The 23,899-nt window shown below is 63.4% G+C and carries 18 protein-coding genes and 1 tRNA gene; 5 read left to right on the top strand and 14 right to left on the bottom strand.

Annotated features, from left to right (window positions below; genetic code table 11):
- Nucleotides 1-25: 25 nt before the first annotated feature.
- Together ACE3RX_RS15310 and aceK are read right to left on the bottom strand one after the other, a co-directional pair.
- Nucleotides 26-2,713: a 3-hydroxybutyrate oligomer hydrolase family protein gene (locus ACE3RX_RS15310; protein ID WP_374485517.1), complete on the bottom strand. Its 2,688-nt coding sequence runs from the start codon at nt 2,711-2,713 to the stop codon at nt 26-28.
- 119 nt (nt 2,714-2,832) lie between these two features.
- Nucleotides 2,833-4,617 carry a bifunctional isocitrate dehydrogenase kinase/phosphatase gene (gene aceK / locus ACE3RX_RS15315; RefSeq protein ID WP_374485519.1) on the bottom strand — a complete coding sequence of 595 codons (1,785 nt, stop codon included), beginning with the start codon at nt 4,615-4,617 and terminating at the stop codon, nt 2,833-2,835.
- Nucleotides 4,618-4,966: 349 nt separating this feature from the next.
- Here aceK and icd point away from each other — a divergent pair, with 349 nt between their 5' ends.
- Nucleotides 4,967-6,211 carry an NADP-dependent isocitrate dehydrogenase gene (gene icd / locus ACE3RX_RS15320; RefSeq protein WP_374485521.1) on the top strand — a complete coding sequence of 415 codons (1,245 nt, stop codon included), beginning with the start codon at nt 4,967-4,969 and terminating at the stop codon, nt 6,209-6,211.
- A 119-nt stretch (nt 6,212-6,330) separates the two neighbouring features.
- On the opposite strand, the gene ACE3RX_RS15325 is transcribed toward icd, so the two are convergent.
- From ACE3RX_RS15325 to ACE3RX_RS15345, 5 genes are all read right to left on the bottom strand, one after another.
- On the bottom strand, nt 6,331-8,568 hold the full coding sequence (locus tag ACE3RX_RS15325) for an NADP-dependent isocitrate dehydrogenase (protein WP_374485523.1): 2,238 nt from the start codon (nt 8,566-8,568) through the stop codon (nt 6,331-6,333).
- A 255-nt stretch (nt 8,569-8,823) separates the two neighbouring features.
- Nucleotides 8,824-9,387 (bottom strand): TIGR01841 family phasin, encoded by a 564-nt coding sequence (gene phaP, locus ACE3RX_RS15330; protein WP_374485525.1) that lies wholly within the window; start codon nt 9,385-9,387, stop codon nt 8,824-8,826.
- Between the two features lie 258 nt (nt 9,388-9,645).
- Nucleotides 9,646-10,191, bottom strand: coding sequence for a lipopolysaccharide transport periplasmic protein LptA (lptA, locus tag ACE3RX_RS15335; protein WP_374485527.1), 546 nt, complete (start codon nt 10,189-10,191; stop codon nt 9,646-9,648).
- Entirely contained in the window at nt 10,188-10,772 is a 585-nt protein-coding gene (lptC, locus tag ACE3RX_RS15340) for an LPS export ABC transporter periplasmic protein LptC (RefSeq protein WP_374485530.1), read from the bottom strand. Before lptC ends, lptA begins: the two co-directional genes overlap by 4 nt.
- A 37-nt stretch (nt 10,773-10,809) precedes the next feature.
- Entirely contained in the window at nt 10,810-11,802 is a 993-nt protein-coding gene (locus ACE3RX_RS15345) for an SIS domain-containing protein (RefSeq protein WP_374485535.1), read from the bottom strand.
- Nucleotides 11,803-11,881: 79 nt separating this feature from the next.
- Here ACE3RX_RS15345 and ACE3RX_RS15350 point away from each other — a divergent pair, with 79 nt between their 5' ends.
- Complete coding sequence (locus ACE3RX_RS15350) at nt 11,882-13,858, top strand: monovalent cation:proton antiporter-2 (CPA2) family protein (RefSeq protein WP_374485539.1); 1,977 nt, start codon at nt 11,882-11,884, stop codon at nt 13,856-13,858.
- A gap of 27 nt (nt 13,859-13,885) precedes the next feature.
- Here the strand turns inward: ACE3RX_RS15350 and ACE3RX_RS15355 are convergent, their stop codons facing one another.
- From ACE3RX_RS15355 to ACE3RX_RS15380, 6 genes are all read right to left on the bottom strand, one after another.
- Nucleotides 13,886-14,542, bottom strand: coding sequence for a prepilin-type N-terminal cleavage/methylation domain-containing protein (locus tag ACE3RX_RS15355; protein WP_374485544.1), 657 nt, complete (start codon nt 14,540-14,542; stop codon nt 13,886-13,888).
- A gap of 108 nt (nt 14,543-14,650) precedes the next feature.
- Nucleotides 14,651-15,364, bottom strand: a complete 714-nt coding sequence (locus tag ACE3RX_RS15360) for a type II secretion system protein (protein ID WP_374485546.1) — start codon at nt 15,362-15,364, stop codon at nt 14,651-14,653.
- On the bottom strand, nt 15,361-16,530 hold the full coding sequence (locus ACE3RX_RS15365; protein WP_374485548.1) for a hypothetical protein: 1,170 nt from the start codon (nt 16,528-16,530) through the stop codon (nt 15,361-15,363). The genes ACE3RX_RS15360 and ACE3RX_RS15365 overlap by 4 nt, the downstream gene beginning before the upstream one ends.
- Before the next feature lie 427 nt (nt 16,531-16,957).
- Nucleotides 16,958-18,724: a diguanylate cyclase gene (locus tag ACE3RX_RS15370; RefSeq protein ID WP_374485550.1), complete on the bottom strand. Its 1,767-nt coding sequence runs from the start codon at nt 18,722-18,724 to the stop codon at nt 16,958-16,960.
- Between the two features lie 190 nt (nt 18,725-18,914).
- Nucleotides 18,915-19,556 (bottom strand): response regulator, encoded by a 642-nt coding sequence (locus tag ACE3RX_RS15375; RefSeq protein ID WP_374485552.1) that lies wholly within the window; start codon nt 19,554-19,556, stop codon nt 18,915-18,917.
- Complete coding sequence (locus tag ACE3RX_RS15380; RefSeq protein ID WP_374485554.1) at nt 19,553-21,115, bottom strand: ATP-binding protein; 1,563 nt, start codon at nt 21,113-21,115, stop codon at nt 19,553-19,555. Before ACE3RX_RS15380 ends, ACE3RX_RS15375 begins: the two co-directional genes overlap by 4 nt.
- 145 nt (nt 21,116-21,260) lie before the next feature.
- Between ACE3RX_RS15380 and ACE3RX_RS15385 the strand changes: the two genes are divergently transcribed.
- Together ACE3RX_RS15385 and ACE3RX_RS15390 are read left to right on the top strand one after the other, a co-directional pair.
- Nucleotides 21,261-21,336 (top strand) — tRNA-Thr (locus ACE3RX_RS15385).
- Between the two features lie 289 nt (nt 21,337-21,625).
- Nucleotides 21,626-22,252, top strand: coding sequence for an SOS response-associated peptidase (locus ACE3RX_RS15390; RefSeq protein WP_374485557.1), 627 nt, complete (start codon nt 21,626-21,628; stop codon nt 22,250-22,252).
- 1 nt (nt 22,253) lies between these two features.
- On the opposite strand, the gene ACE3RX_RS15395 is transcribed toward ACE3RX_RS15390, so the two are convergent.
- Nucleotides 22,254-23,066 carry a hypothetical protein gene (locus ACE3RX_RS15395; protein WP_374485561.1) on the bottom strand — a complete coding sequence of 271 codons (813 nt, stop codon included), beginning with the start codon at nt 23,064-23,066 and terminating at the stop codon, nt 22,254-22,256.
- A 370-nt stretch (nt 23,067-23,436) separates the two neighbouring features.
- Here ACE3RX_RS15395 and gspG point away from each other — a divergent pair, with 370 nt between their 5' ends.
- The gene (gspG, locus tag ACE3RX_RS15400) at nt 23,437-23,898 is read left to right on the top strand and encodes a type II secretion system major pseudopilin GspG (RefSeq protein WP_374485624.1); all 462 of its coding nucleotides are present in this window, start codon (nt 23,437-23,439) and stop codon (nt 23,896-23,898) included.
- Nucleotide 23,899 lies beyond the last annotated feature (1 nt).

Raw genomic sequence — 23,899 nt, forward strand, 5'->3', positions numbered from 1 at the left:
CCGGCAAGCAAGGGCGGACGACAGTCTATTCAGGAACGTTGACGGTCCCGTTGTTGTAGATGATGGTATCCGCTGCGGCCGGACTGGTGGCGATCGGTGGAACATTGCTGCCCGTTAGCGCCGGCGCAGCGCCTGGCGCGCCACCCCGCGGCGTGGTCCTGATCACCTGGGAGGGCGGCAGGGCCGAGCCCGTCTTCAGGTGGGCGTACATCAGGTCCAGTGCCCGGTTGAAGTAGACGTGCAGGGGAACCAGGCGTGAGTCATATCCTGCCAGCAGTGCATTGTCGATGAAGGTGTCGAAGTGCTGCGCATTGGTAACCTCGTAATAGCGCAACTGGCTTTTGTTGCCATCCGCTTTCTGGCTGACGCCGAAGTAGGCGCGCGAGGCGTGATTGACCGGGATCAGCGTATCGGAACGACCGGATACGATAATCGTCGGTTTTCCACCCAGGGCGCCGGACGCCTGAACTTCGGTTATGCCTTGCTTGATGCGTTCAGATTGGGCCAGTTGGGTGCCGGTGAGCTTGGCGCCACTCACCGGATCGACCCCGGTTGCCAAGGCGCGGGCGCACAGTGCCCCGTCCAGCGCCCCGTCTGCAAGGCTCGTGGACGGCGAGATCGCCAGCACATCGCGTAGCGGGCCACCGCTTGCATCGTTGTAGACCAGATTGATGCCGCCGGTCGGCGGTACGCCGTTGCCGCTGGCGAAGATGCCGGCCTGAACGAGTGGGTTGGTGGCTGTCACCTTGCCCAGGTCTGTGCCGGCCGCGACTGTGGTCGCCAGGCTGAAGCCACAGATGTTGTCTGCGACGCTGAAGCGCCCGTAGGCATTCAGGTAGGTTACGACGATGGCGGTGGTGGCGAAGGCGTGATGGGAGGCGTGGTAGAGGTCGTGCTCGCTGCCCCAGCCGTAGGTGTGCAGCTTCTGCATGGCTTCGTCGGCTTGTTCCTGCAGGGTTGATCCGCTTAGCAGCCCTTTTACCTTGAGGGCGCTGCAGCGGTTGGTGCCGTAGGCGGCGACGAAGGCCACGCCTGGCGATCCGTTGGCCATGCTCGACGAGAGGGCTGCGCAGGGCTGGTACAGGTTGGCATAGGTGAAGTAATCGAGCAGCGGCTTGCCGATGGCTGTGACGGTGTTGCTGCCCTGCTTGATGGACAGCCCGCTGACGTCCTTCGGCTGAATCTGCGGTTCACCGGCGGCGATGCCGTCGATCAGGCCGAGCTTGTCCTGTTCTGCTGCCAGCAGGGCCGCGCCGCCACCGTTGGAAACGGATGAAGCGATGACCAGCGTGTTGGCCGGCCGGATAGTGCGCCGTTTCTTGCCGTTGGCTTCGGTGGTACCGTATTTCTCGTTGAGTACATAGAAGGCGAAGCTGATCGCATCGAGGGTATTTCGCCCCCAATCCTTCTCGGGGTTTTGCTGGGAATGGGCGTGCTTGTAGGCGATGCGGTTCGGGAAGGCCTGGTTGAAGGCATCGAGTGCGCTCTTGCTGAGGTTGGCGGCGAACAGGGACCTCTTGCCGGCTGCAGTGGATGTGACCACCGTGCCGTCGATCAGCGTCACCGTGTCGGCCGTCAGATCGTGCATGCCGTTGCCGCTGCCCTTGTCGGTGTAGGCGACTGCGCAGCCATGCTTCAGGCCCCATTCGCCCGCCGTGCCGATGGCTCCGTATACGCCGCGTGAGCCCGACGAGGTGGCCGTGATGATGCACGGATTGGCGGTGTCGAAGCTGTCGGGGACCTGAACCATCAGGGTTACCTTGCGCTTGCCGCTCATGTCGCTCGCGTAGGCGATGGCTTCCAGGCCGCTGATCTTGCCTTCGCCAAGGGTGTCGTTGCCGTGGATGTCGATGTTGGGACCGAACAGAGTGCCGTAGCCGCCGGTGTTCTTGTTGGCGTCGACCAAGGCCCGGTAGTTGTTGTAGATGGCGTTGCGGCGCAGCTCTGCTGCGGTGGGGGCGGCAGGGTTGGTATAGAGCGGGGCTGTCGCGCTGCCGAGCCCTGATTTGCCGAGGCCGCCGGTCAAAAGATCGTCTGTGTTGCCATCGTAGGTATGGGTCGTATAGGTATCGGCCCACACGCGTTCGGGCAGCGCGTTGTAGGTGACGAAGCTGCTTCCGCTCGGCTGGACATCGGCCAGGGTCAGCAAGCGGTCGGTCTCGTCGCCGTCGGTATCGGCCGTGCCGGGTGTGAAGCGCGCGCTGCGCAGGCTTTCGGGGCGCTTGCCGAGCTCGGCCTCCAGTGCATCGAGGAGCTTGCCGTCGGCGTTGGCGATGGCCGTGCCGCTAACGTTTCTGAAGCTGCCCTCTGTGAATGCCGTCTGCAAGGCGCTGCCGGAGCTGATGCCGAGCGCCAGGAGCGCGACGCTATTGGTGGCATTGTTGATGTTGGTGGGTTTGCCGGCATCTTCGGCGGTGACCAGTGCGTGCCAGATGCCCTTGCTGCCGGTGACTTGCAGCATGAAGGGGTAGCTTAGGCCCGTGATGTCGATGCTGAAGTTGCCGTTGGCGTCGGTGATGGCTTGACGGGTCGTACCGGTGGCGTCCTTGAGGGTGACGGTCTGATTGGCGATTGCCAAACCCTCGGCGGCAAACCCGCTGAGGGTTGCCGTGCTGCTGTGGTTGCCTCCGCCACTGCCGCCGCCGCAGGCGGTCAGGAGCAAGGCGCCGCCGAGCGCGAGGGCCAAGGCTGACTGGCGCAAAGGATATGTCATGTGTCTCCTCCTTGTTATGTCGCGTGAAAAGCCGGAAGGGTTTTTCATACTCATATTGGTTGGAGAGGGCTGCGGATGACACTGGGGTTTACGCCAATCGGCAGGTACTTATTGGGCGTTCAAGGCGCCGGACGGGAGGCGGTGGCGAGGGGCACCGGTGCGGCGAAGCTGTTGCAGAAGCGCAGTTCCTGCGGGTAGGGGTAGAAGTCTTCCACGTAGCCGTTGCGGATCTTGTCCTGGGCGTCCTGCCAGAATGTGGGGTCGAGCAGTTTTCGGTGGTGGGTGAGGAAGGCCTTGCGGATCTTTGGCTGGCCGAGCAGGAAGGTGGCGAACTCTTCCGGGAATATGTCCCGTGGACCGGCCGAGTACCAGGGCTCGCCGGACATTTCCATTTCCTCGTTGGGCGCCGGCGGGATCTTGCGGAAATTGCAGTCCGTCATGTATTCGATCTCGTCGTAGTCGTAGAAGACCACGCGCCCGTAGCGAGTGACGCCGAAGTTCTTCCACAGCATGTCGCCTGGGAAGATGTTGGCGATGGCCAGCTCGCTGATGGCCTGGCCGTATTCGCGTACGGCTTCGTCGATCTGCTGGTCCGTCGCCTTGCTCAGGTAGAGGTTGAGCGGCGTCATGCGGCGCTCGATGTAGAGATGCTTGATGACCAGGGTGTCGCCGTCCTCCTCGACAACCGACGGTGCGAGTTCCTTGAGCTGAACAATCAGTTCCGGGTGGAAGCGGCTACGCGGCAGCGCGACGTTGGAGAACTCGAGGGTATCGGCCATCCGTCCGACCCGGTCCACCTGGCGGACCAGCAGGTATTTGCGCTTTACGGTGGCTCGGTCCATGTTCTTGGAACTACCGAACACGTCCTTGATGATCTTGAAGACGTAAGGGTAGGACGGCAGCGTGAATACCAGCATGACCAGGCCGCGGATGCCTGGCGCCTCAATGAACTGGTCGTTGGAGTGGCGCAGGTGGGCGATGAGGTCGCGGAAGAAGATTGTCTTTCCCTGTTTGCCGAGGCCCAGCATGGTGTAGAGCTCCGAACGCGGCTTGTTGGGCATGATGCTGCGCAGGAACTGTACGTAGCCGGACGGTACTTCCATGTCCACCAGGAAGTAAGCCCGGGACAGGGAGAACAGCAGCGAGATCCGCCAGGTGTCGAGCAGGATGGTGTCCAGGTACAGCTTGCCGGACTGGCCATGGCGTACGGCGAGCACGAAAGGGTATTCCTGGTAGCCGTTGATCGCCTTGCCGATGATGTAGGCGGTCTTGTTGCGATAGAAGGCAGAGTAAAGCACCTGGATCTGGCAGTTCACCTCCATCTTCGGCCACTCGCCGATGTGTTTTTCGACGGTACGGATCACGTAGTCCACGTCGCGGTCGAGGTCCTCGAAGGGGCGCTGCCAGTCGAAGTCCTCGATAACCCGGCAGATGGTGGCGCGGAGCCCTTCGTCCTGGGGGTAGTAGCTGGTGTAGGTGGGCGGAAAGGACTCGATGTAGTCCGTGGAGATGGCCGGGCGGGCAAAGATGTAGGCGTTGTTGAAGTAGTCCCGATGCAGGATCTTGGTGGTTACCGAGTTGAAGAAGGTCTCTGCCAGTTCCGGCTGCTTGTGGTTGATCAGCAAGCCGATGAAGTAAAGCTTGACCGCCTGCCAGGTGGCGTCGTCGATGGATTCCGCATCGAATTCCTCGTGCAGGCGTAGCACGGTTTCATTCACGCGGTCGTCGTAGAACTGGACTCGATCGCGCACGGCAGAGAGCTGGCCCTGCCAGTCGGCGGCTTCATAACTCTCCTTGGCGCGCCGGGAGGTTTCACGAAAGATCCGGTAGTGCTTGTTGAAACCCTCGATCATGGCCTGGGCGATGGCCTGGGCGACGGGGTTTTCGGTGTTGTGGGCTTCCATCTTTCCTCCTCGGGCGGGCAGCGCGCCTGAGCCGTGGCGCAGGCCGGATGCGGCGGATTGCCGAGTCTAGCACCGCCCTCCGGTTGGTCGGGGGAGGTGGCGGAGCCTGGCCTGCCGTAAGGATTTCGGAGAGACGGTGACGCTTCTAGCAGGCCGGCATTTCGGCCATAATCGTCGCACTTTGCCGCGGCCTGGAGGAGGCGCGGTGGGGTAGGCAGTGGATCGGCGGCCATGGAGGGACTCCGGGTTGCACGTGTCTCCAAGAACCAGAAAGCCGCGCGGCGCGAAAGCCCGGACCCGGCCGATTCACCCATACATCCGCAACACAATTCGAGTTGAGGGGGTTGGAATGAGTACGTCTCTGATCAAGGTGCCGGCGGGCGGCGCAAAAATCGTCCCCGGTCAGGCCATTCCCGATAATCCCATCATTCCCTACATCGAGGGTGATGGCATTGGCGTGGACATTACGCCGGTGATGATCAAAGTGATCGATGCCGCGGTGAGCAAGGCCTACGGCGGCAAGAAGAAGATCTACTGGATGGAGGTCTACGCGGGTGAGAAATCCACCCAGCTCTACGGTCCGGACGAGTGGTTTCCGAAAGAGACCTTCGACGCCCTGCGGGAATATTCGGTATCCATCAAGGGACCGATGACCACGCCGGTCGGTGGCGGTATCCGTTCCCTCAACGTCGCCTTGCGCCAGGAACTCGATCTTTACCAGTGCGTGCGTCCGGTCCAGTACTTCCAGGGCGTGCCGTCGCCGCTGAAGAATCCGGAGCTGGTGAACATGGTGATCTTCCGTGAGAACACCGAGGACATCTACGCCGGCGTCGAGTGGGCGGCGGAGTCGGAGGGGGCGAAGAAGGTCATCAAGTTCCTGCTCGAGGACATGGGAGTCAAGAAGATCCGCTTCCCTGAAACGTCCGGAATCGGCATTAAACCTGTGTCTATCGAGGGGACGACGCGCCTGGTGCGGGCGGCCATCAAGTACGCAATCGACAACGATCGCAAGTCGGTGACCATCGTCCACAAGGGCAACATCATGAAGTTCACGGAAGGCCTGTTCCGTGACGTGGGCTACAAGGTGGCTCGCGAGGACTTCGGTGCGGAGCCGATTGATGGCGGTCCGTGGTGCAAGTTCAAGAACCCGAAGAGCGGCCGCGAGATCATCGTCAAGGATGCGATCGCGGATGCCTTCCTGCAGCAGATCCTGCTGCGTCCGGCCGAGTACGACGTGATCGCCACCTGCAACCTCAACGGCGATTACATCTCGGATGCGCTGGCGGCCCAGGTCGGGGGCATCGGCATTGCGCCGGGGGCCAACATTTCTGACCAGTACGCTTGCTTCGAGGCGACCCATGGTACGGCGCCCAAGTATGCGGGGCTCGACAAGGTCAATCCGGGTTCCATCATTCTGTCCGCCGAGATGATGCTGCGTCACCTGGGCTGGACCGAGGCGGCCGATATGGTCATCAAGTCCATGGAGGCGGCGATCGGCGACAAGATCGTGACCTACGATTTTGCGCGTCTGATGGATGGTGCGACGGAGGTGTCCTGTTCGGCCTTTGGCGACGCGATGATCGAACGGATGTAATGCCGGTGCGGTGACGCATCGACACGTTACCTTGCACCCAAAAGTGAAAAGCCCTCTCGCTTGCGAGAGGGCTTTTTGCTGTCTTGCCGGTCCGCCTTGTGGGCGGGGGCTTGTCAGTCTCAGGCGCCGAAGGACTTCAGCGCGGCGTTCAGCGTGGGGCTGGGACGCATGATGGCCTTGCACTTCTCGGGATCGGCCTTGTAGTAACCGCCGATGTCGGCCGGCTTGCCCTGGACCGTCTTCAGCTCGGCAACGATATGCTCTTCGTTGTCGCTCAGGGTCTTGGCCAGCGGGGCGAAGTGCGCCGCAAGTGCGGCATCTTCCGTCTGGGTGGCCAGCTCCTGGGCCCAGTACATGGCCAGATAGAACTGCGAACCACGGTTGTCCAACTCACCGGTCTTCGGCGACGGGGACTTCCGGTTGTCGAGTAGCTTGCCGGTCGCCGCGTCGAGGGTCTTGGCGAGCAGGACCGCACGCTTGTTGTCGGTCTTGATGCCCAGATCTTCAAGCGACACCGCGAGGGCCAGGAATTCACCCAACGAATCCCAGCGCAGGTGGTTTTCCTCGGTGAGCTGCTGGACATGCTTCGGTGCGGAGCCGCCAGCACCGGTTTCGTACATGCCGCCACCGGCCATCAGCGGAACGATGGACAGCATCTTGGCGGAGGTGCCCAGTTCCATGATCGGGAACAGGTCGGTGAGGTAGTCGCGCAGGATGTTGCCGGTCACGGAGATGGTGTCGAGGCCACGGATCACGCGCTCCAGGGTGTAACGCATGGCGCGAACCTGGGACATGATGTGGATCTCGAGGCCAGTCGTGTCATGATCCTTCAGGTAGGTTTGAACCTTCTTGATCAGTTCGGCTTCGTGCGGACGGTAGGGATCGAGCCAGAAGACCGCCGGGGTATTGGAGTTACGGGCGCGGGTGACGGCCAGCTTGACCCAGTCGCGGATCGGGGCGTCCTTGACCTGGCACATGCGCCAGATGTCGCCAGCTTCCACGTTCTGGGTCAGCAGCACTTCGCCGGAGTCGATATCGACAATGTTGGCGATGCCGTCTTCGGGGATCTCGAAAGTCTTGTCGTGGGAGCCGTATTCCTCAGCCTTCTGAGCCATCAGACCGACGTTCGGCACGGAGCCCATGGTCTTCGGGTCGAAGTTGCCGTTGGTCTTGCAGAAGTTGATCATCTCCTGGTAGATGCGGGCGAAGGTGGATTCCGGCATCACGCACTTACTGTCGTATTGCTTGCCGTCTGCGCCCCACATTTTGCCGCCCTGGCGGATCATCGCCGGCATGGAGGCATCGACGATGATGTCGTTCGGGGAGTGGAAGTTGGTGATGCCCTTGGCGGAGTCCACCATGGCCAGCTTCGGACGGTGCTCCTGGCAGGCGTGCAGGTCACGGATGATCTCGTCGCGCTTGGATTCCGGCAGGGTCTTGATCTTCTCGTAGAGGTCGACCATGCCGTTATTGACGTTGATGCCCAGTTCGTCGAACAGTTGGCCGTGCTTCTCGAAGGCTTCCTTGTAGAAGATCTTGACGCAATGGCCGAACACGATGGGGTGGGACACCTTCATCATCGTGGCCTTGACGTGCAGGGAGAACAGAATGCCGGCTTCGCGGCAGTCTTCCAGTTCCTTCTCGTAGAAGTCGCACAGAGCCTTCTTGCTCATGAACATGGAGTCGATGATCTCGCCTTCCTGCAGCGCGACTTTCGGCTTCAGCACGGTGATCTTGCCGCCCTTAGCGATCAGCTCCATGCGTACGTTGCGGGCCTTGTCGAGGGTCAGGGACTTCTCACCATGGTAGAAGTCGCCATGATGCATGTGGGACACGTGGGTCCGCGACCAGGGCTTCCATTCGCCCATGGAGTGGGGGTTTTTGCGCGCGTAGTTCTTGACGGCGAGCGGTGCGCGACGGTCTGAGTTGCCTTCGCGCAGCACGGGGTTTACCGCGGAGCCCAGGCACTTGCCGTAACGAGCGGCAATGGCCTTCTCTTCTTCGGTGGCCGGGTTTTCCGGGTAATCGGGAATCGCGTAGCCCTTGGACTGCAGCTCCTTGATACAGGCCTTCAGCTGGGCCACGGAGGCGCTGATGTTGGGCAGCTTGATGATGTTGGCGTCCGGCTCAAGGGTCTTCTTGCCCAGCTCGGCGAGGGTGTTGGGGACGCGTTGCTCAGGGGTCAGGTTCTCGGGGAATTCAGCCAGGACACGGGCGGACACGGAGATGTCGGCCTTCTCGATTTCAATCCCCGCCGGGCTGGTGAAGGTCCGGATGATGGGGAGAAAAGCGCAGGTGGCGAGGAGCGGCGCCTCGTCAGTCAGCGTGTAGATGATCTTCGATTGTCCAGTGCTCATTCTGTGTCTTCCCTCTTGCGAATTTTGATTTTGAGCGTCACGACAGTGACGGTGCGGGCCGCTTAGCCCCCCCGATGTGTCCTTTCAGGCACGCCTTCCAAAATAGCATGCTTCCCGATTCATTGCACCGGTCGGAACGTCTTTCCGGCATCCGAAATGGAAGGGCGGCAGGCGAAAAAAAAGCCCGCCCTGCAATGCAGGGCGGGCTTTTCAACCGGACTGGAGAGGCGAAAGGCCTCCCCGCTGGTTTGTAGCTTAGGCAGCCTTCTTCGAGGAAGCCTTGGCCGGGGTGGAGGCGCTGACAGCCTTCACGGTGGCGCTGGTGGCGGCCGCAACGTTGGCTTCGGCGATCTCGGCGACTTGCTTGGCAGCCTTGGTCACGCTGTCGTAGGCGGAGTTGGCGGCGGCGATGGCGGACTTGACAGCAGCCACAGCAACGTCGGAACCGGCGGGAGCGGACTTGGCAGCCTTGTCGAGGGCAGCAGCGAAGCTCTTGTTGGCTTCCGCGACTTGGGCTTCGAACAGCTTGGAGACCTCTTCCTGGGTTTGGGAAGCGATTTCATACACGCTGCGGGAGTAGGCAACGGCCTTCTCGACCACCGGCTGGGCCAGGGAGGATTGCAGGGCGATCAGTTCCTGCACGTCCTTGGCGGCCAGCAGGGCCTTGGCGGAGGCGACGCTGTCTTCCAGCACGGCGCGGGCGGTGTTCAGGTTCAGGGCGGCAATGCGCTCGGCGCTGGCGAAGGCGGTGTTGGCCAGGGTCAGCAGGGATTCAACATTGGCCTTGTTGGCGGCAACGATTTGCTCGGGGGTGGTCATAACAATCTCCTTGAGTGAATGGATGGAATGCATTCTCGTCGGTCTTGCAATGCCCCGTGTTGGTGCGTTGCAACATGCGGTCCATTATATTCGCGTCGGGAGGGCTGTCAACACCTATTTGTTGCGCCGCACAAAAATCTTTATCTGTTTTTAATCTTATTGAAAAAAAAGAAATTTCTTAAAATTGAAAAGCATTGTGAATAGTGCTGCGAAGCAAGGGCTGGCGCGGTTGTCAGCCTCGTGCGGTGCGGCGTCAGGCTACGGTGCCGAGGCACTTTCGCCTTTCTTCTTGGGCTGGATGGTGACCTGAACGCGGCCCTGCTGGCTGGGTATCGTGGTTGCGTTGGGACCGTTGGTGACCACGTAGGTCTCGGTCAGACCGTTGTACTGGATGTACTGGCCGCGGACCTCGTCGTCGCCATTCTTCACGTGGGCACGCTGGAAGAACTGGGACAGTTCGCTGCGGGCATCGTGCTCGATGCGCTCTCCTTCGCCTTCGACCCATTCGTTCTTGCCTTCGCGCTTCTGGCGGAAGCGGGCCAGCCCACCGTCACCACCGGTGGCGATGCCGCGCTGGTAGCCCTCCATGTCCTGGCTCACCACCAGCTTGTCGCTGCGGATGGTCAGGGTGCCCTGGGTCAGGGCCACGTGGCCTTCGAAGATATGAATCTTGTTCTTGTCGTCGACCGTTACCCGGTCGGCCTCGATGTTGACCGGCTTGCTGCGGTCGGCCTTTTCGGCGATGGCCAGTGGGGCGGTCAGGGAAAGGGTGAGCAGCACGAGCTGCCGCAGGATCTTGTTCATGGTTTCGGCGTCGGGTTGGTGCGATAAAGCATGCCGCGGACCTGGCCGTGCAATCGGACTTCGCCGACGATGTTGTCGCTTTCCATGTGCTCGGCCGTGATCACGGTCTGGCCCTGAGTAAGCTTCACGGGTTTATCCGCGCGCATCTTCTCGTCGTCCGGCCAGACGGTCATCTGGTCGGTGCGCAGGGTGGATTCGGGTTTGCCGTTATGGGCGGCGCGACGCAGCAGCACCTGGTCGGTCAGGACGACGGTGGCACCGTCCTTGCTGACCGTCGCGAATTCGGACTCGATCCGCACCGGCTCGGGGCGGTTCAGGTAGTCGAGGCGCGGTCGGACGAGCTCGGTGGACTCGTCATCGCCGTAATGGACCATGCGGTCGGCAACCAGCACGTACTGGATCTTGCCGGCCAGGTCGAAGCGCCGCAGGGTCAGGCTCTCCGCCGAAAAATCGGCCTCATGGCGATTCTTGTCGGTCTTGATGGCCTGCTCTTGCTGCGTGACCCGATCAAGCCAGACGCTGACGCCGGCCATGATGGTCAGCACAATGAGCGGAAAGAAGCTGTGGCCGCGTCCGTTCATGGCTGACCCGGCGAAGGAGGGCGACAGGTGCGTGTCATCAAATCACCTTGGCACGCATGAGGTCATGGTGGTTGAGGGCGCCCACCAGGCGGCCGTCGGGGCCGGTTACCAGCAGTTCGCTGATGCGCAGGCGCTCCATCATCTCGGCGGCCTCGACCGCCAGTGCGCTGGCCTGGATGGTCTTGGGGTTGCGGCTCATCACGTCGGCGATCCGCGCGGTGTTGAAGTCGCAGCCTTTGGCCAGCGAGCGGCGCAGGTCGCCGTCGGTGTATATGCCGATGATGTGATCATCGTCGGCGACGATGGCGGTCATGCCGAGCCCGGCTCGGGTTATTTCCATCAGTGCGTCGCTGAGCAGGGCGTTTTCACTAACGCGGGGGATGGCTTCACCGCTGCGCATGATGTCCTCCACATGGGTCAGCAGGCGTCGGCCCAGGGCGCCACCAGGGTGGGAGCGGGCGAAGTCGTCCGGCCCGAAGCCGCGGGCATCGAGCAGGGCCACAGCCAGCGCGTCCGACAGGGCCAGGGCCGCGGTTGTGCTGGCGGTAGGGGCAAGGTTGAGCGGACAGGCCTCTTCCTTGATGGCGCCGTCCAGATGAACGTCGGCTTCCTGGGCCAGCGGTGATTCGGGGTTGCCGGTCAGGGCGATCAGGCGGGCCCCTTGGCGCTTGACCAGCGGAACGATCTTCAGGAGTTCTTCGCCGGTGCCGGAATAGGAGATCGCGATCAGCACGTCATTGGCGGTGATCATGCCGAGGTCGCCGTGGGCGGCCTCGGCGGCGTGCACGAAGTACGCCGGTGTTCCGGTGCTGGCCAGGGTGGCGGCGAACTTGCGGCCGATATGGCCGGATTTGCCGACGCCGGACACGATGACTCGTCCGTGGGAGGCAAGGATCAGATTGACTGCCTGGACAAAGCTGTCATCGAGGCGGATGGAAAGCTGGCGCACCGCCTCCGCCTCGATGTCGAGGACGCGGCGCGCAAGCTCCAGAACACGGGCGTGCGCAGCGGCAATCGGGGCTGGGCTCATGGGAACGGTGCGTATAATCGGGTACGGCAGTATATCAGATCGACTAATTCGCCCATTCAGGGCGAACCCTTGCAGGCCTATGATCAACACCCTCGAGCTGGTGCTCGTCCTTCTTGCCGGTGCCGTGCTGGTAGTCGGTATCCTCCGGTCGCTCAACCTGCCGCCGGTGCTCGGCTACTTGATGGTCGGGGCGGCCGTCGGCCCGCACGCCATGAGCCTGATGCAGGATTCTGATGGCGCCCGCTACCTGGCCGAGTTCGGCGTGGTGTTCCTGATGTTCACCATCGGACTCGAGTTTTCACTGCCGCGCTTGTATAGCATGAAGCGTACGGTGTTCGGGCTGGGGGCCGTGCAGGTCCTGGGCACGACGCTGCTGACCATGCTGGTCGGCACCATCACGGGGCTCAACTGGGGGGCGAGCTTTGCGTTGGGCGGTACCCTGGCCATGTCGTCTACGGCCATCCTGTCCAAGCTGCTGTCGGACAGGCTGGAGCTGGATTCCAAGCACGGGCGGGAGACGATCGGCGTGCTGCTGTTCCAGGATCTGGCTGTGGTGCCGCTGCTGATCCTGATCCCCGCGCTGTCGCGCCCCGCCGACGAACTTTTTGGCACGCTGGCGTTGGCGGCCGGCAAAGCGGTGCTGGTGCTCGGCTTGGTTCTTTTCATCGGCCAGAAGCTGATGCGCCGCTGGTTTTTCCTGGTGGCGCGGCAGCGTTCCGCCGAGCTGTTCATGCTCAATGTGTTGCTGATCACCCTGGGGCTGGCCTGGCTGACCGAGGTGGCTGGCCTGTCGATGGCGCTGGGCGCCTTCTTGGCTGGCATGCTGATCTCCGAGACCGAATACCGCTATCACGTGGAGGAGGACATAAAGCCCTTTCGCGATGTACTGCTTGGCCTGTTCTTCGTGACGGTGGGGATGTTCCTCGATGTGGGCCAGATCATCGTTAGCCTGCCGATGGTGCTGGCCATGCTGGCGGCGCTGCTGGTCGGCAAATTCCTCATCGTCGGTGCCGCGTCACGGTTGCTGGGTGCCGGCCAGGGTACGGCGGCACGGACCGGCCTGTGGCTGTGTGCGGGCGGGGAGTTCGGTTTCGTGCTGTTGTCGCAGATCGACGAGGCGCATCTGTTGCCGCCGGCCTTATCGCAGGTGGTGGTGGCGGCGATGGTGCTGTCCATGCTGCTTGCCCCGCTGATCGTGCAGTACAGCGAAAAGATCGTGCTGCGGCTGGTGCCGTCGGAATGGATGACCCGCTCCCTGCAACTCACCAACATCGCGACCCAGTCGATGTTCGTGGACAAGCACGCGATCCTCTGTGGCTTCGGGCGCAACGGGCAGTACCTGGGGCGCCTGCTAGAGCAGGAAGGCATCACCTACATCGCCCTCGACCTCGATCCCGAGCGGGTGCGTGAGGCGGCGGCGGCTGGCGAAACTGTGGTGTTCGGCGATGCGGCGAAGCGCGAGACGCTGATGGCGGCCGGTATTTCCAGGGCGTCAGTGGTGGTGATTACCTACGCGGACACTGATGCAGCGCTGCGGGCCATGAGCCAGGTGCGCTCCTGCCGGCCCGATGTGCCAGTGGTGGTCCGCACGGCCGACGAGATGGACCTCGAAAAGCTCCAGCAAGCGGGCGCGGCGGAAGTGGTGCCGGAAGCGGTCGAGTCTTCGCTGATGCTGGCGTCCCACGCGCTGGCCCTGCTGGGCGTGCCCTTGCCACGGATCCTCAAGCGGATCCGGGAGATCCGCGCCGAGCGTTACCACCTGCTGCGCGGCATCTACCGGGGCGGTGAACATCTGCATGAGGAGGCGCTGGAAGAGCGTCAGCAGACCCGGCTGCACTCGGTGGTGCTGGATGCTGGGACACATGCAATCGGCCGAAGTCTCGCCGAGTTGCGCCTGAATGAGCTGGGCGTCGAGGTCAGCGCGCTGCGGCGGCAGCGGGTCCGCGTGGACGAGCCGACGCCGGAGACCACCCTGGAGCTCGATGACGTACTGGTGTTGCTCGGTACGCCATCGCAGCTGGCCAACGCGGAGACGCGCATCTTCAAGGGTTTGTAAGCGGCGTCTTCGTCCTGTTTTCCGGCCTCAGTAGCTCGCGCAGACGGTATAGAGCTCGCTGTCCGTTAGCTTGGCCGCCTCGATGGCCACGCCATTGGCGGCTCCGTCGGCCAGCAGGCGGACCGAGCCGCTGTCGGATTGGCCGTCATCCAGTGCAATGTCGATCTGTCGCGCGAAACCGCCGGGGAGTTTGTCCTGGCAGACGAACAGGCTTCCTCCCCAGCCGGTGATCGGGCTGCTGCCGGTGACACCGAGCCGCCCCCCGACGGCGTTGCGGGGCAGCCAGTCCTGGAGGGTAATGCCCTCGCCACCCGGATTGCGGCCGTCACCCCCCGCAAAATTGGCCAGTCGAACGTGCTGCCAGAACAGCACGCTTTCGTCGGTGGCCGTGGTGGAGTTCCAGTTTCCTTCCAGGCGGCCGTTGCCAACCGTGCCACCCGTGCTGGCCTTGACGGCGCCGGTAAGGCGACTCGCGACGCTCGCGTCATCGCCGGGCATGGCGCGGAAACGGTCCTGATAGCCGAAGACGTAGGTCGAGGTGTTGCGGAAGTCGTTCATCACGTTCTTCACCTTCGCCCCGTTGATCAGCTCCTGCCCTTTCAGAACCCCGCCCAGCAATAGTCCGATGATGACCAGGACGACCGCAATTTCAACCAGGGTGAAGCCGCACTGCCTTTTTTCCATGAACGCGCTCCCGATGTGCCGGCCGCCTCGATATGGCTTCCGGGCAGAGTTGATGTGGAGTGATTATGATAATGTAAATGTCATAATTTTGCTGCGCTGTGGTGGCCTTCAGGGGAAGCGGGCTGAGCTGATGAGACGGTTGGCGATGAGGTTGGGGGACAGCCAGACAAGTCGGTCGTCAAAGGCCCCGCCGGCCGCGCTAACGTTTTCGGAGAGCACGCGGCTGTAGAACTGGCGTCCGCTGGCATTGGCGTTGATGGCTTCGTCGGATGCGCCGGCGGGCGGTGGATAGACCTGCCCGTCCGGCGTTGTGGCGCCGAGGCCATTGACCCCGTGCGACAGGACCACGGCCGGCGTCCTGCCGCCTTCCGTGGTCAGCTTGAGTACATCGCCGTTGCCGTTGCGTGTGAAGATGTCGATGTCACCGTCGTCCAGCGCCACGATCTTGCGCGTGTAGACCGGCGTCACGGCGTAGCGCAGGCGGCGCCCCCAGCCGTCGGTGCCGGCGATGCCGAGGCTTGCCCACGGTAACAGGCCGGTGTGGGTCTGGCAGGTGCCGGCCTCCCGGCCTTCGCTGCCGTCCGTCGCGCTCCTGGCAGGGCAGGGGAACATGCCCTTGCGGACGACGTAACCGAGGAGGGCATCCCGGGCTTCAGCCAGGGCTTCATCCGTGCTGGCTTCGGCGCGGCGGGCCAGTTGGGCGCCCAGTCCGGCGCTGAGCCCGCCGGCGAGCAAGCTGAGGATCAGCATCACTACTGCCATCTCGACCAGCGTGAAGCCCGCCGAACGATCATCGGCGAAATGACGTGGCGGGAATTTCATGGCAGACACAGGGCTACGTCCTCCGAAGTGGCTGCGGTAGGGGCCTGGAACGGCAGCGAGATCTGTCGGGAGAGCGCGTGGAACTGGCCTGCAGCCAGGGCGGCCAAGGTCGGTGCTTCCAGGTACTCGGTCGTTGTCTGCTTGTCCTGCGGGTCTATCCGGCGCTGTACAGGAGCCAGGCTGCGTCGCTCGCCCCCGAACAGCAGGACGCCCCGGCAAGGCCCCTGGGGCGAGGCCAGGCAGGGGCTTCCGTCGGTGCAGCGCCCGTAACGCATCATCTCGCTCCAGTTGCCGGACGCGTCGCGCCGTTCAACGTCGGTGCACGGGCCGTTCAGCTTGTTGAGGGCGGGCACACTGCCGAGTTGAAGGGGGCCGTGGGGCTGGGCCTGGGCCGGACTGGGCAGGCCGCCTTTTTCCAGACAGTCGGCGATGGCCTGCAGGCTGGACTGGAGCTGCTGAGCGTAGTCGGTCCGCCGCTTGAGCAGCGCGAAGATCTCGCCGCCGCTCAGGCTGATCAGCCGGTCATTACTGGCTGCCGTGTCGGTGCGTATTTCGGTGATTCCGTCTTGGGTGGCGCCGAGGGCTTCCACGTAATCTTCGAGCCGGGCGGCCTGGCCATCACCGCAACGCCCCTGGCCGGGGCCACGTTGTTGATGGCCGAGGGGCGGACCGGGGGCGAAGACGATGGCCGCCGCAAGACCAAGCTGGTCGCCGGCGAGCACGACCGGCTGGCCGTCCCTGTCAAGAAGGCGGAACTGACCGACGCTGTCCCAGTTCAGGGCGTCGGCCTTCGGGTTGTTCTTGAAACTGCCAGATACGGCGTACCACAGGCACTCTCCGGCGCCGTCGCGCAGGTCTGGCAGGTTGAGGGTCAGGTAGGGCAAGCGGCCGATGCTCGGCTGATCCTTGGTCCCGCAGGTTTCCGAGGAGCCGTCGCCGTTGAGGTCGGGGCAGGGCAGGTAGCCGAAGTCGGCGTGGGGGTGTTCGTGGTTGCGGTAGTTGGCGGCGAAGCCCAGCAGCGCATCCCGGGCGGTCTCGAGGGCGCGGGTGGTCTGCGCATCCCGCCGCAGCTGGCGTGCCGCCCGATCGGCGCCGCTGTCGGTCCGTGCCAGCAGCCACCCGAGCCCGCCGAGTGACAGTAGAAGGATCAGGATGGGAAGCATCATGCCTCGCTGCCGGCGGGGGGCTGTCATGGCTGCGGGGTGGGGGAAGGGTTTCCGACCTGCAGGCGATGGTTGCGTCCGTCAGAGCCGGTCAGGCTGACTGAGGCGTCCTGCGGGTGGATTTGCCGTGGAGAGGCGGGAACGGCCTTCCCGTCGAGGAACAGGGTGGGTGCCCCTTCGCTGCGGATGATGAAGCCGTCGAGCCGGGGTGGAGGCTCCGTGTGCGTCGGCAGGTGCCGTTCACGGTCTATCCGCAGGCGCTCCGCCGGCGAGAAGAAAAGACGCCCGAGCCCTTCCCCGCAGGCCGGTCCAGGCGTTGCGAGGCATACGGCAATCAGCACGGTACATGTCGAATGAATTTTCATTGCGACATGAATTTAGCATAAGCGGGGTGACGGCGGTGCCGTCGCGATCCGCTGCTTGCCGGGCTTCAGGTGCCGGCGGCGATGACCCGGTTCTTGCCCGAACGCTTGGCGATGTACATGGCCTTGTCGGCGCGGTCGATGGCGTCCTCGGGGGCCTCGTGCTCGTACAGCTCGGCAACACCGGCGCTGAAGGTGATCAGCAGTTTCTGCTGGCGGGCCAGGAAGAAGCGTTTGGTGAGGGCCCGCTGCAGGCGGGTCAGCGTGGCCACGGCGCTCTCCAGCGGGGTGTCCGGCAGCAGGATGACAAACTCTTCGCCGCCGTAACGGGCAACCGAATCCTGCGGACGCATGTTCTCGCGAACCACGTCCACCAGGTGCTGGAGGGCTTCGTCCCCGGTCTGGTGGCCGTGGACGTCGTTGATCTGCTTGAAGTTGTCCACGTCCAGCAGGCCGATGCACAGCGCCGTGCCGCGGCGGCGGGCCAGGGCGGTCTCCCGGGCCAAGGCTTCGTCGAGCCCTTTTCGGTTGAGTACGCCGGTTAGCGGGTCGTGGCGGATCAGTTCGCTGGTCTGCTCCAGCTCGAGTTGCAGGCGCGTGATTTCCGCGTTGGCATCATTGACCCGCGCGTGCAGTTCCTCGATCTCGTTGCGCGAGCGCAGCGTAGATTCCTGAACCGTACGGGTTTCCCGCATCACCTCGGCAATGACGTCGGTTAGTTCGCTGATGTCGGCTGCACCTTCGATGCGCTTCGCGCACAGCTCGATCTTGTCGTGATATTCGCCGGTTGCGTCGGAGAAGTCGCCTAGCCGGTCAACGAAGCTGGCCAGCATCTGCTTGAGCCGGCTCTGGGCGTCGTTCAGTTCGAGCTTGATCGCCCCTTGGCGATGGATCACGTCGCGCAGACGGCTTTCCAGCTCACCCAGCGTGCGGACGTCCAGCGGGCGCTCGAACATCTCACCCATCAGGATGATCTGACCACGCAGCCAGCGATCGTCCAGAACCAGTTCGCTGATGTTCTCGAGGAGCAACTGCAGCACCCGCTGCAGCGCGTCGCGCACCGCATGCTGGTCTTCCGCAACCCATTCGAGGCTGGTGCGCAACTTGTCCACGCGTTCGAGCAAGGTGGCGAAGGGCGTCCCGTCGGGGGGCTGGCGCAACAGGCAAGCCAACTCGCGTGCTTCGGCGGCGACAGTGGTGTTGGCCAGTTGGGGCTGGCCAGCCAGGCTGTCCAGCAGCGTCGCCAGGAGGTCTGCGTAGGCCGGCGGCGGCGAACCGGAAACGGGGGGCTGCTCGACGGTGGCCGGGCCCTCCGCCTCGGCAGTCTGCCCGTCGCCGACGCTCGGGCCGCCTTCCTCATCACTGTTGCGGCCCCATGCGCGGAGCAGGCCTTGCAGCCGTTCGAACAGCTTGGCCGGATTGCCGGCGGAGCTGGTCAGGACGCGCTCCAGCATCTCCCGTTTGCGCGCCTGGGTCAGGCCGGTCTGGCGGCGATCCCATTCGGTGATCAGGTCACGCAGCAGGGATGCCCAATTCAGGTCAGGCTTGCTGGGCAGGGAGAACCGGTCGATCAGCAGCGTGCGCAGGGCAGACCATTCCCCCTGGTCGATGGCCGCCTCGAAATCGAGTGCCAGGCGCAAGGCTTCCTGATTGTTGCGCGGCAGAGCGGCGGCGATCTGCTTGAGTGTTCGTTCCGGAAACGCATCTTCGGCGACCGAGCCAGCAATCTCATGGTAAAGCGCCCGGTAGTTGTCCGGGGTGGGCGCAATGCGTCGCATGGCCAGCTGGCGCAGCGTCTCGCGGGCGACTTCTGAGGGTTGACTGGTATCGGTCATCGGCGGGCGGTGCAACGGGGGAAGGCGTTGGATCATCCGGCGTTCTGTTTCTCTACGTGATCGGACTGGTCCAAACTCGGGGCTGTGGAAACATCTGTTTCTTGACGGTGCCGCCCATAACGGTCGTCGGCCCAGGGTCTTGAGCCGGATGTTATCCAAATATGCAAAAAATGGTGACGGCGGGACATCCTCATTCGGCGAGTCCGTGTTTGAGTCCGTAGTGGGTCAGTTCTGCATTGTTGCGCAGGTTCATCTTTTCGAGCAGCCGGGCCCGGTAAACGCTGACCGTCTTGACGCTCAGGTTCAGTGCTTCGGCGATCTCGGCGGGGGTCTTGCCGGAGGCGATCAGGCACAGGGTCTGATATTCCCGGTCGGACAGTTTTTCATGGGCGGGGCGCTCGTTGTCCTTGCCGATGGCGTTGACGAGCTCTTCGGCTACCGACGGGCTGACGTATTTCTTGCCGCTGGCCACCTGCCGGATCGCCGTTACCAAGAGGTCGGGCGCGCTCTGCTTGGTGAGGTAGCCTGCGGCGCCAGCCTTTAAGGCGCGGATCGCGTATTGCTCTTCCGGGTACATGCTGAGGATCAGCACCGGCAGGCGAGGGCATTCCTTCTTGATCAGCTTGAGGGCATCTATGCCATTGCGGTCGGGCATCGAAACATCCATCAGCACCACGTCCCACTCGCCACCGCGGACCATCTGCACGGCCTCGACGCCGTTGTCGGCCTCGCCGGCGACGGTCAGATCGGGGGTGTCGGAAAGGATCTGGCGCAGGCCCTGACGGACGATTGCATGATCGTCGGCAATCAGGACACGGATCGGTTTGCTCATGGACGGAATTTCCTGTTGCCCTTTGGCTGTTCTTCAGGTGTTGCGGGTTGTAGCGGTGCGCGCAGCACGACACGCGTCCCCTGAGGCTTGGCCGGGCCGATTTCAAGTTGCCCTCCCAGGCTGGCCAGTCGCTCGCGGATGCCGCGCAGGCCAAAGGAGCGTGGCTTCAGGAGATCGGCGGCGGAGATGCCACAGCCGTCATCGGAAATCTCGAGCAGCGCGTCGTCCCCGTCCTGCAGTAGGCGTACATTCACCTGTCGGGCCCGGGCATGTTTGCTGACATTGGTCAGGGCTTCCTGGAAGATCCGGAAGAAGGCCAGCGCAGTATCGTAAGCCGGTGCGAGGTCGTGGTCGGTGCACAAGATGTTACAGGCGATGCCGGTGCGTTGGGCGAAGTCTTCGCCTTGCGACTCGATGGCGGCGGCCAAACCGAAGTCCTTGAGAATGCCCGGGCGCAGCTCGCGGGTCACCCGTCCGGCCGTCGCAATGGCGTCGTCTATCATGCGCATGACCTTGCTGGCCCCGGCGGCGGCCGGCGCAGGGCCGTCGCGCAGCCTGGCCTCCAGGCGTGCAATCTCGAACTTCATGGCGACCAGTGTTCCACCGAGAACGTCATGGACGTCCCGCGCGATGCGTTCCCGCTCCTCTTCCTTGATGCGCTGCAGGTGGTTCGACAGGGCCGCCAGCTGGCCGCGCGACTCGCGCAGGTCTGCTTCGACGCGCTTGCTGTGGGTGATGTTCCACATCACGCCTTCCCAAACTACGTTGCCGTTCTCGGACTGGCGCGGGGAACTACGCAGGTTGATCCATTTCTGCTCCCCGGACGGGAGCTGGATGCGGCCTTCCCAGTTGAGCGTGCACAACTGGTCGGCCGAACTGGCCGCGGCGGCCACGAACCCTGGCAGGTCCTCGTCGAGGAGCCAGGTCATCCAGCTCGCCGAACCGCCGGCGAGTTCGTCGGCGCTGGTGCCGAAGAGCATGGTTGCCGCTTCGCTGAGGTACTGGAAGCCCAGCATGCCATCGGGCGTGTAGCCCATCTGGAAAACGACCCCGGGGATGTTGTCGGTGAGCGCCCGCAGGCGGGCTTCGCTGTGGCGCAAGGTCTGTTCGGCGAGGCGCTTTTCCCGCCGGTTAGCCGCCTCGCGCAGTTCGCGCTCGACCGCGGGGATCAGCCGGTCGAGCTTGCGCTTGCTCAGGTAGTCATGGGCTCCGGCCCGCATGGCGGCAATCGCCTCGTCCTCTTGCATGACGTCGGAGACGATGATGAAGGGGAGGTCGAGGGCGAGCTCCCGCAGTACGCAGAGGGCTGCCTGCATGCTGCAGCCGGGCAGGTTGTGATCACAGAGGATGACGTCCCAGGCTTCTTTCCGGAGGGTTTCGCGGAGTATGGCTGCCGACGTGACGCGCCGATGCCTAGGGGCGAAGCCGGCAGCCCGGAAGCGCCGCAAAAGCAGGCGCACATCGTTGTCGCAGTCTTCGATGAAAAGCAGCCGGATGGCAGGTTTGTCGGCAATGCCTGCTGCGACGGAGGCCGCCGTCCGACGGGGCGCAATGGACATGGGAAGATCTGTGGGCTGCGCGAATGGGCCGGTTCTGTTTATAATCCTGCCCTCGTTCGGGGCCTGGCATCTTTCAAGGATAGTGCAGGCGTGCCATTCGCGTCCATGTCGGTAAGACGGGCTGGGGCGTGCAGCGCCCGACGTTGCCGGTGTAGCTCAGTTGGTAGAGCAGCGCACTTGTAATGCGAAGGTCGAGGGTTCGATTCCTTTCACCGGCACCAATGGATTCAAGCGCTTGGGCCACTCCTCCGGGGTGGCCGCTTGCTTCGGCGGCATGTCGTGCCGCCATCCCGCCAATTCGGGAAGTCAAACGGGGCGCGTAGCCGACACTCAGCAATGCACGGGTTGATGGGAATCATCGTCATCGTGGCCTGCGTCTGCGCAGCGCTGGCTGCTGCCGCATTCTTCTACAAGGACCTCAGGGACAGTCGCCGGGCGGAGACACGCCGTCAGCAGCTGGTTTCCCGTCTGCGGCCGAAGTAGTCCGAGGGCCCGCTGCGGCAGAACTGCATGTGCGCCAATTTTGCTCCCGCGACCCCGCAGCAGCTCGCGGCCTTTCCGCTGCCGCCTCCTGATTTCGCCTACGCCGAGGCCTTTCCCGGTTCTACCGTTCCGATTGTTACGAATTTCGCCCCGCGTACCTGGGTGCCGGCCTGTTTCGGACTGGTTCCCGCTTGGGCGAAAGATGACAGGATCGTCCGCTCCACTTACAACGCCCGAACCGAAACGCTCGCGGAGAAGCCCTCGTTCCGCGATGCATGGCGGCGTGGCCAGCTCTGCATCGTTCCGGCCGAGGCGCTTTATGAGCCGTGTTATGAGAGTGGTCGGGCCGTCCGCTGGCAGATCCGCCGGCAGGATGGGCGCCCGATGGGGCTCGCCGGTCTGTGGGAGCGGGCTGCGCAGCCGGATGGACGGGTGGCGTGGTCGATGACCATGCTGACCGTCAACGCAGATGGCCATGCCCTGTTCGGGCGCTTCCATAAACCTGAGGATGAGAAGCGCGCCGTCGTGATACTGCCGGACAGTGTCTGGGGGACGTGGCTGCGGGCGCGCTCGGTGGAAGAGGCGCGGGCCTTATTAAAGCTGGTCGCCCCGGATGGCCTTGCCGCCGTTCCGGCGCCCCGCGTCGGGCGTTGAGTCAGGGGCGGGCGCCCTGGAAGAACAGTCCATTGCTGCGGGTCGTGTTGGGAGCCGCAATGAAGAACTGTTTGCTGGGAATGTCGTAGAAGCCGATGCCGGCCAGGGTGTCACTGCCAAAAGGACAGGTGCTGCCCCGGAGCGTGAGGGACAGGTTGAACACATTGACGGCTCCGCGGGGCGTGGCCGTGCCGGACAGGTTGCATTCGGCCACCACACCGGTGACGGTGCCGTTGGCCTGCAAGGTCATGAAGGCGGTCTGGCGGCCAGCCGCCGAGATGACGTTGCCCGCGTAGGTGCCGGTTGCCAGGCTGGCGCTCGCGGGTTGTTCGTAGACCGGGTTGTACTGGGCGGTGAAGGACTTCGTTTCGCGGGTCGCATAGCTCAGTAATCCGCGGAGGGATGACTTTGCGAAGTAACTGGCGGAAATGCTGAGCTGGGTGGCGCTCGAGCCGCTGAAGTTGAAGTCGACTGCGTCCTTTGCCGTGAAGCTGCCGCTGCTGCTCTGGCCCGTGCCCGTGATCACCCCGTCGATCAGGGTCTTGTCGTCGCGTGCGGAGTAAACCGCGTAGAAGCCGCCATCGTTGAGGATCACGCCGTAGATGCTGGCGCCGGCGTCGCTCGTGCCGAACCACATGCCTTCCGCGGTATCCGGTGACGTGACGAGGGATGGTCCTTGACTCCCACCGCCTCCGGTGCCGTTGGCGAGGCTGTCGCCACTGCTCTTTCCGCCACCTCCGCCGCCTCCACAGGCGGCCAGGGACAGGGAAATGGAGAGGAGGACTAGGCGCGAAGCCTTGATACGTCGGGGCATGGGCGTGTTCCTGCAAATCGGCCGGTGGGGTGTCCGGCCTGAAGCTGCGTGATTTTCCGGATGGCGGATTGTCCTTGAGTAGTTTGATGACAGAGGGTTATTCGGGGCACATCAAAGGTGTGGCGTATTACCAATGGGTGTGGAGCCCGATGCCGGTGGGGTGATTTCCGTGCTGTGGGGGAGGGCGCTGGGAAGCGTGCATTTGTGCTTCATCGCAGCCACCTGCAGCATTGCGCTGGGTCTATGGGGAACGTAGGATGGACAGCACGTGCCGCATTACCGCGTGGCGGCGCGTTGGTCGGTGGCATGCCGGCCAGCAGGGTGGTTCAGGGGACCGGGGCTGATGTTCTGGGTATTGCCGTCACTGCACATGAAAAATAATCGGGCTTCGTGCCTCATTCGGGCACCCGGGGGCTTGGGTTGCCGGCCGCGGCCGTGGGGATTCACCCTGCTGGAGTTGCTGGTGGTGATGACCATCATCGGTCTGCTGGCCGGGTATGTCGGGCCGAAATTCTTCTCCCACATCGGCAAGTCCGAGATCAAGGCCGCGCGCGCCCAGATCGATGGTTTCGAGAAGGCGCTCGATCAGTTCCGGCTCGACGTCGGTCGTTATCCGACGACCGAGGAAGGGCTCAAGGCCTTGGTTACCAAGCCGGCGGAGCTGCCACGCTGGGACGGACCCTACCTGCGCAAGGCTGTACCGAACGACCCCTGGGGCAAGCCCTATCAATATGTCCTGCCCGGCGAGCACGGGGAGTTCGACCTTTATTCCTTTGGCCGCGATGGCCAGCCTGGTGGTACTGGCGAAGCGGCCGATATCGGCAACTGGTAGG

Origin of the sequence: Zoogloea sp., from assembly GCF_041914405.1 — a bacterium.
In the GTDB taxonomy this organism is placed as follows: domain Bacteria; phylum Pseudomonadota; class Gammaproteobacteria; order Burkholderiales; family Rhodocyclaceae; genus Zoogloea.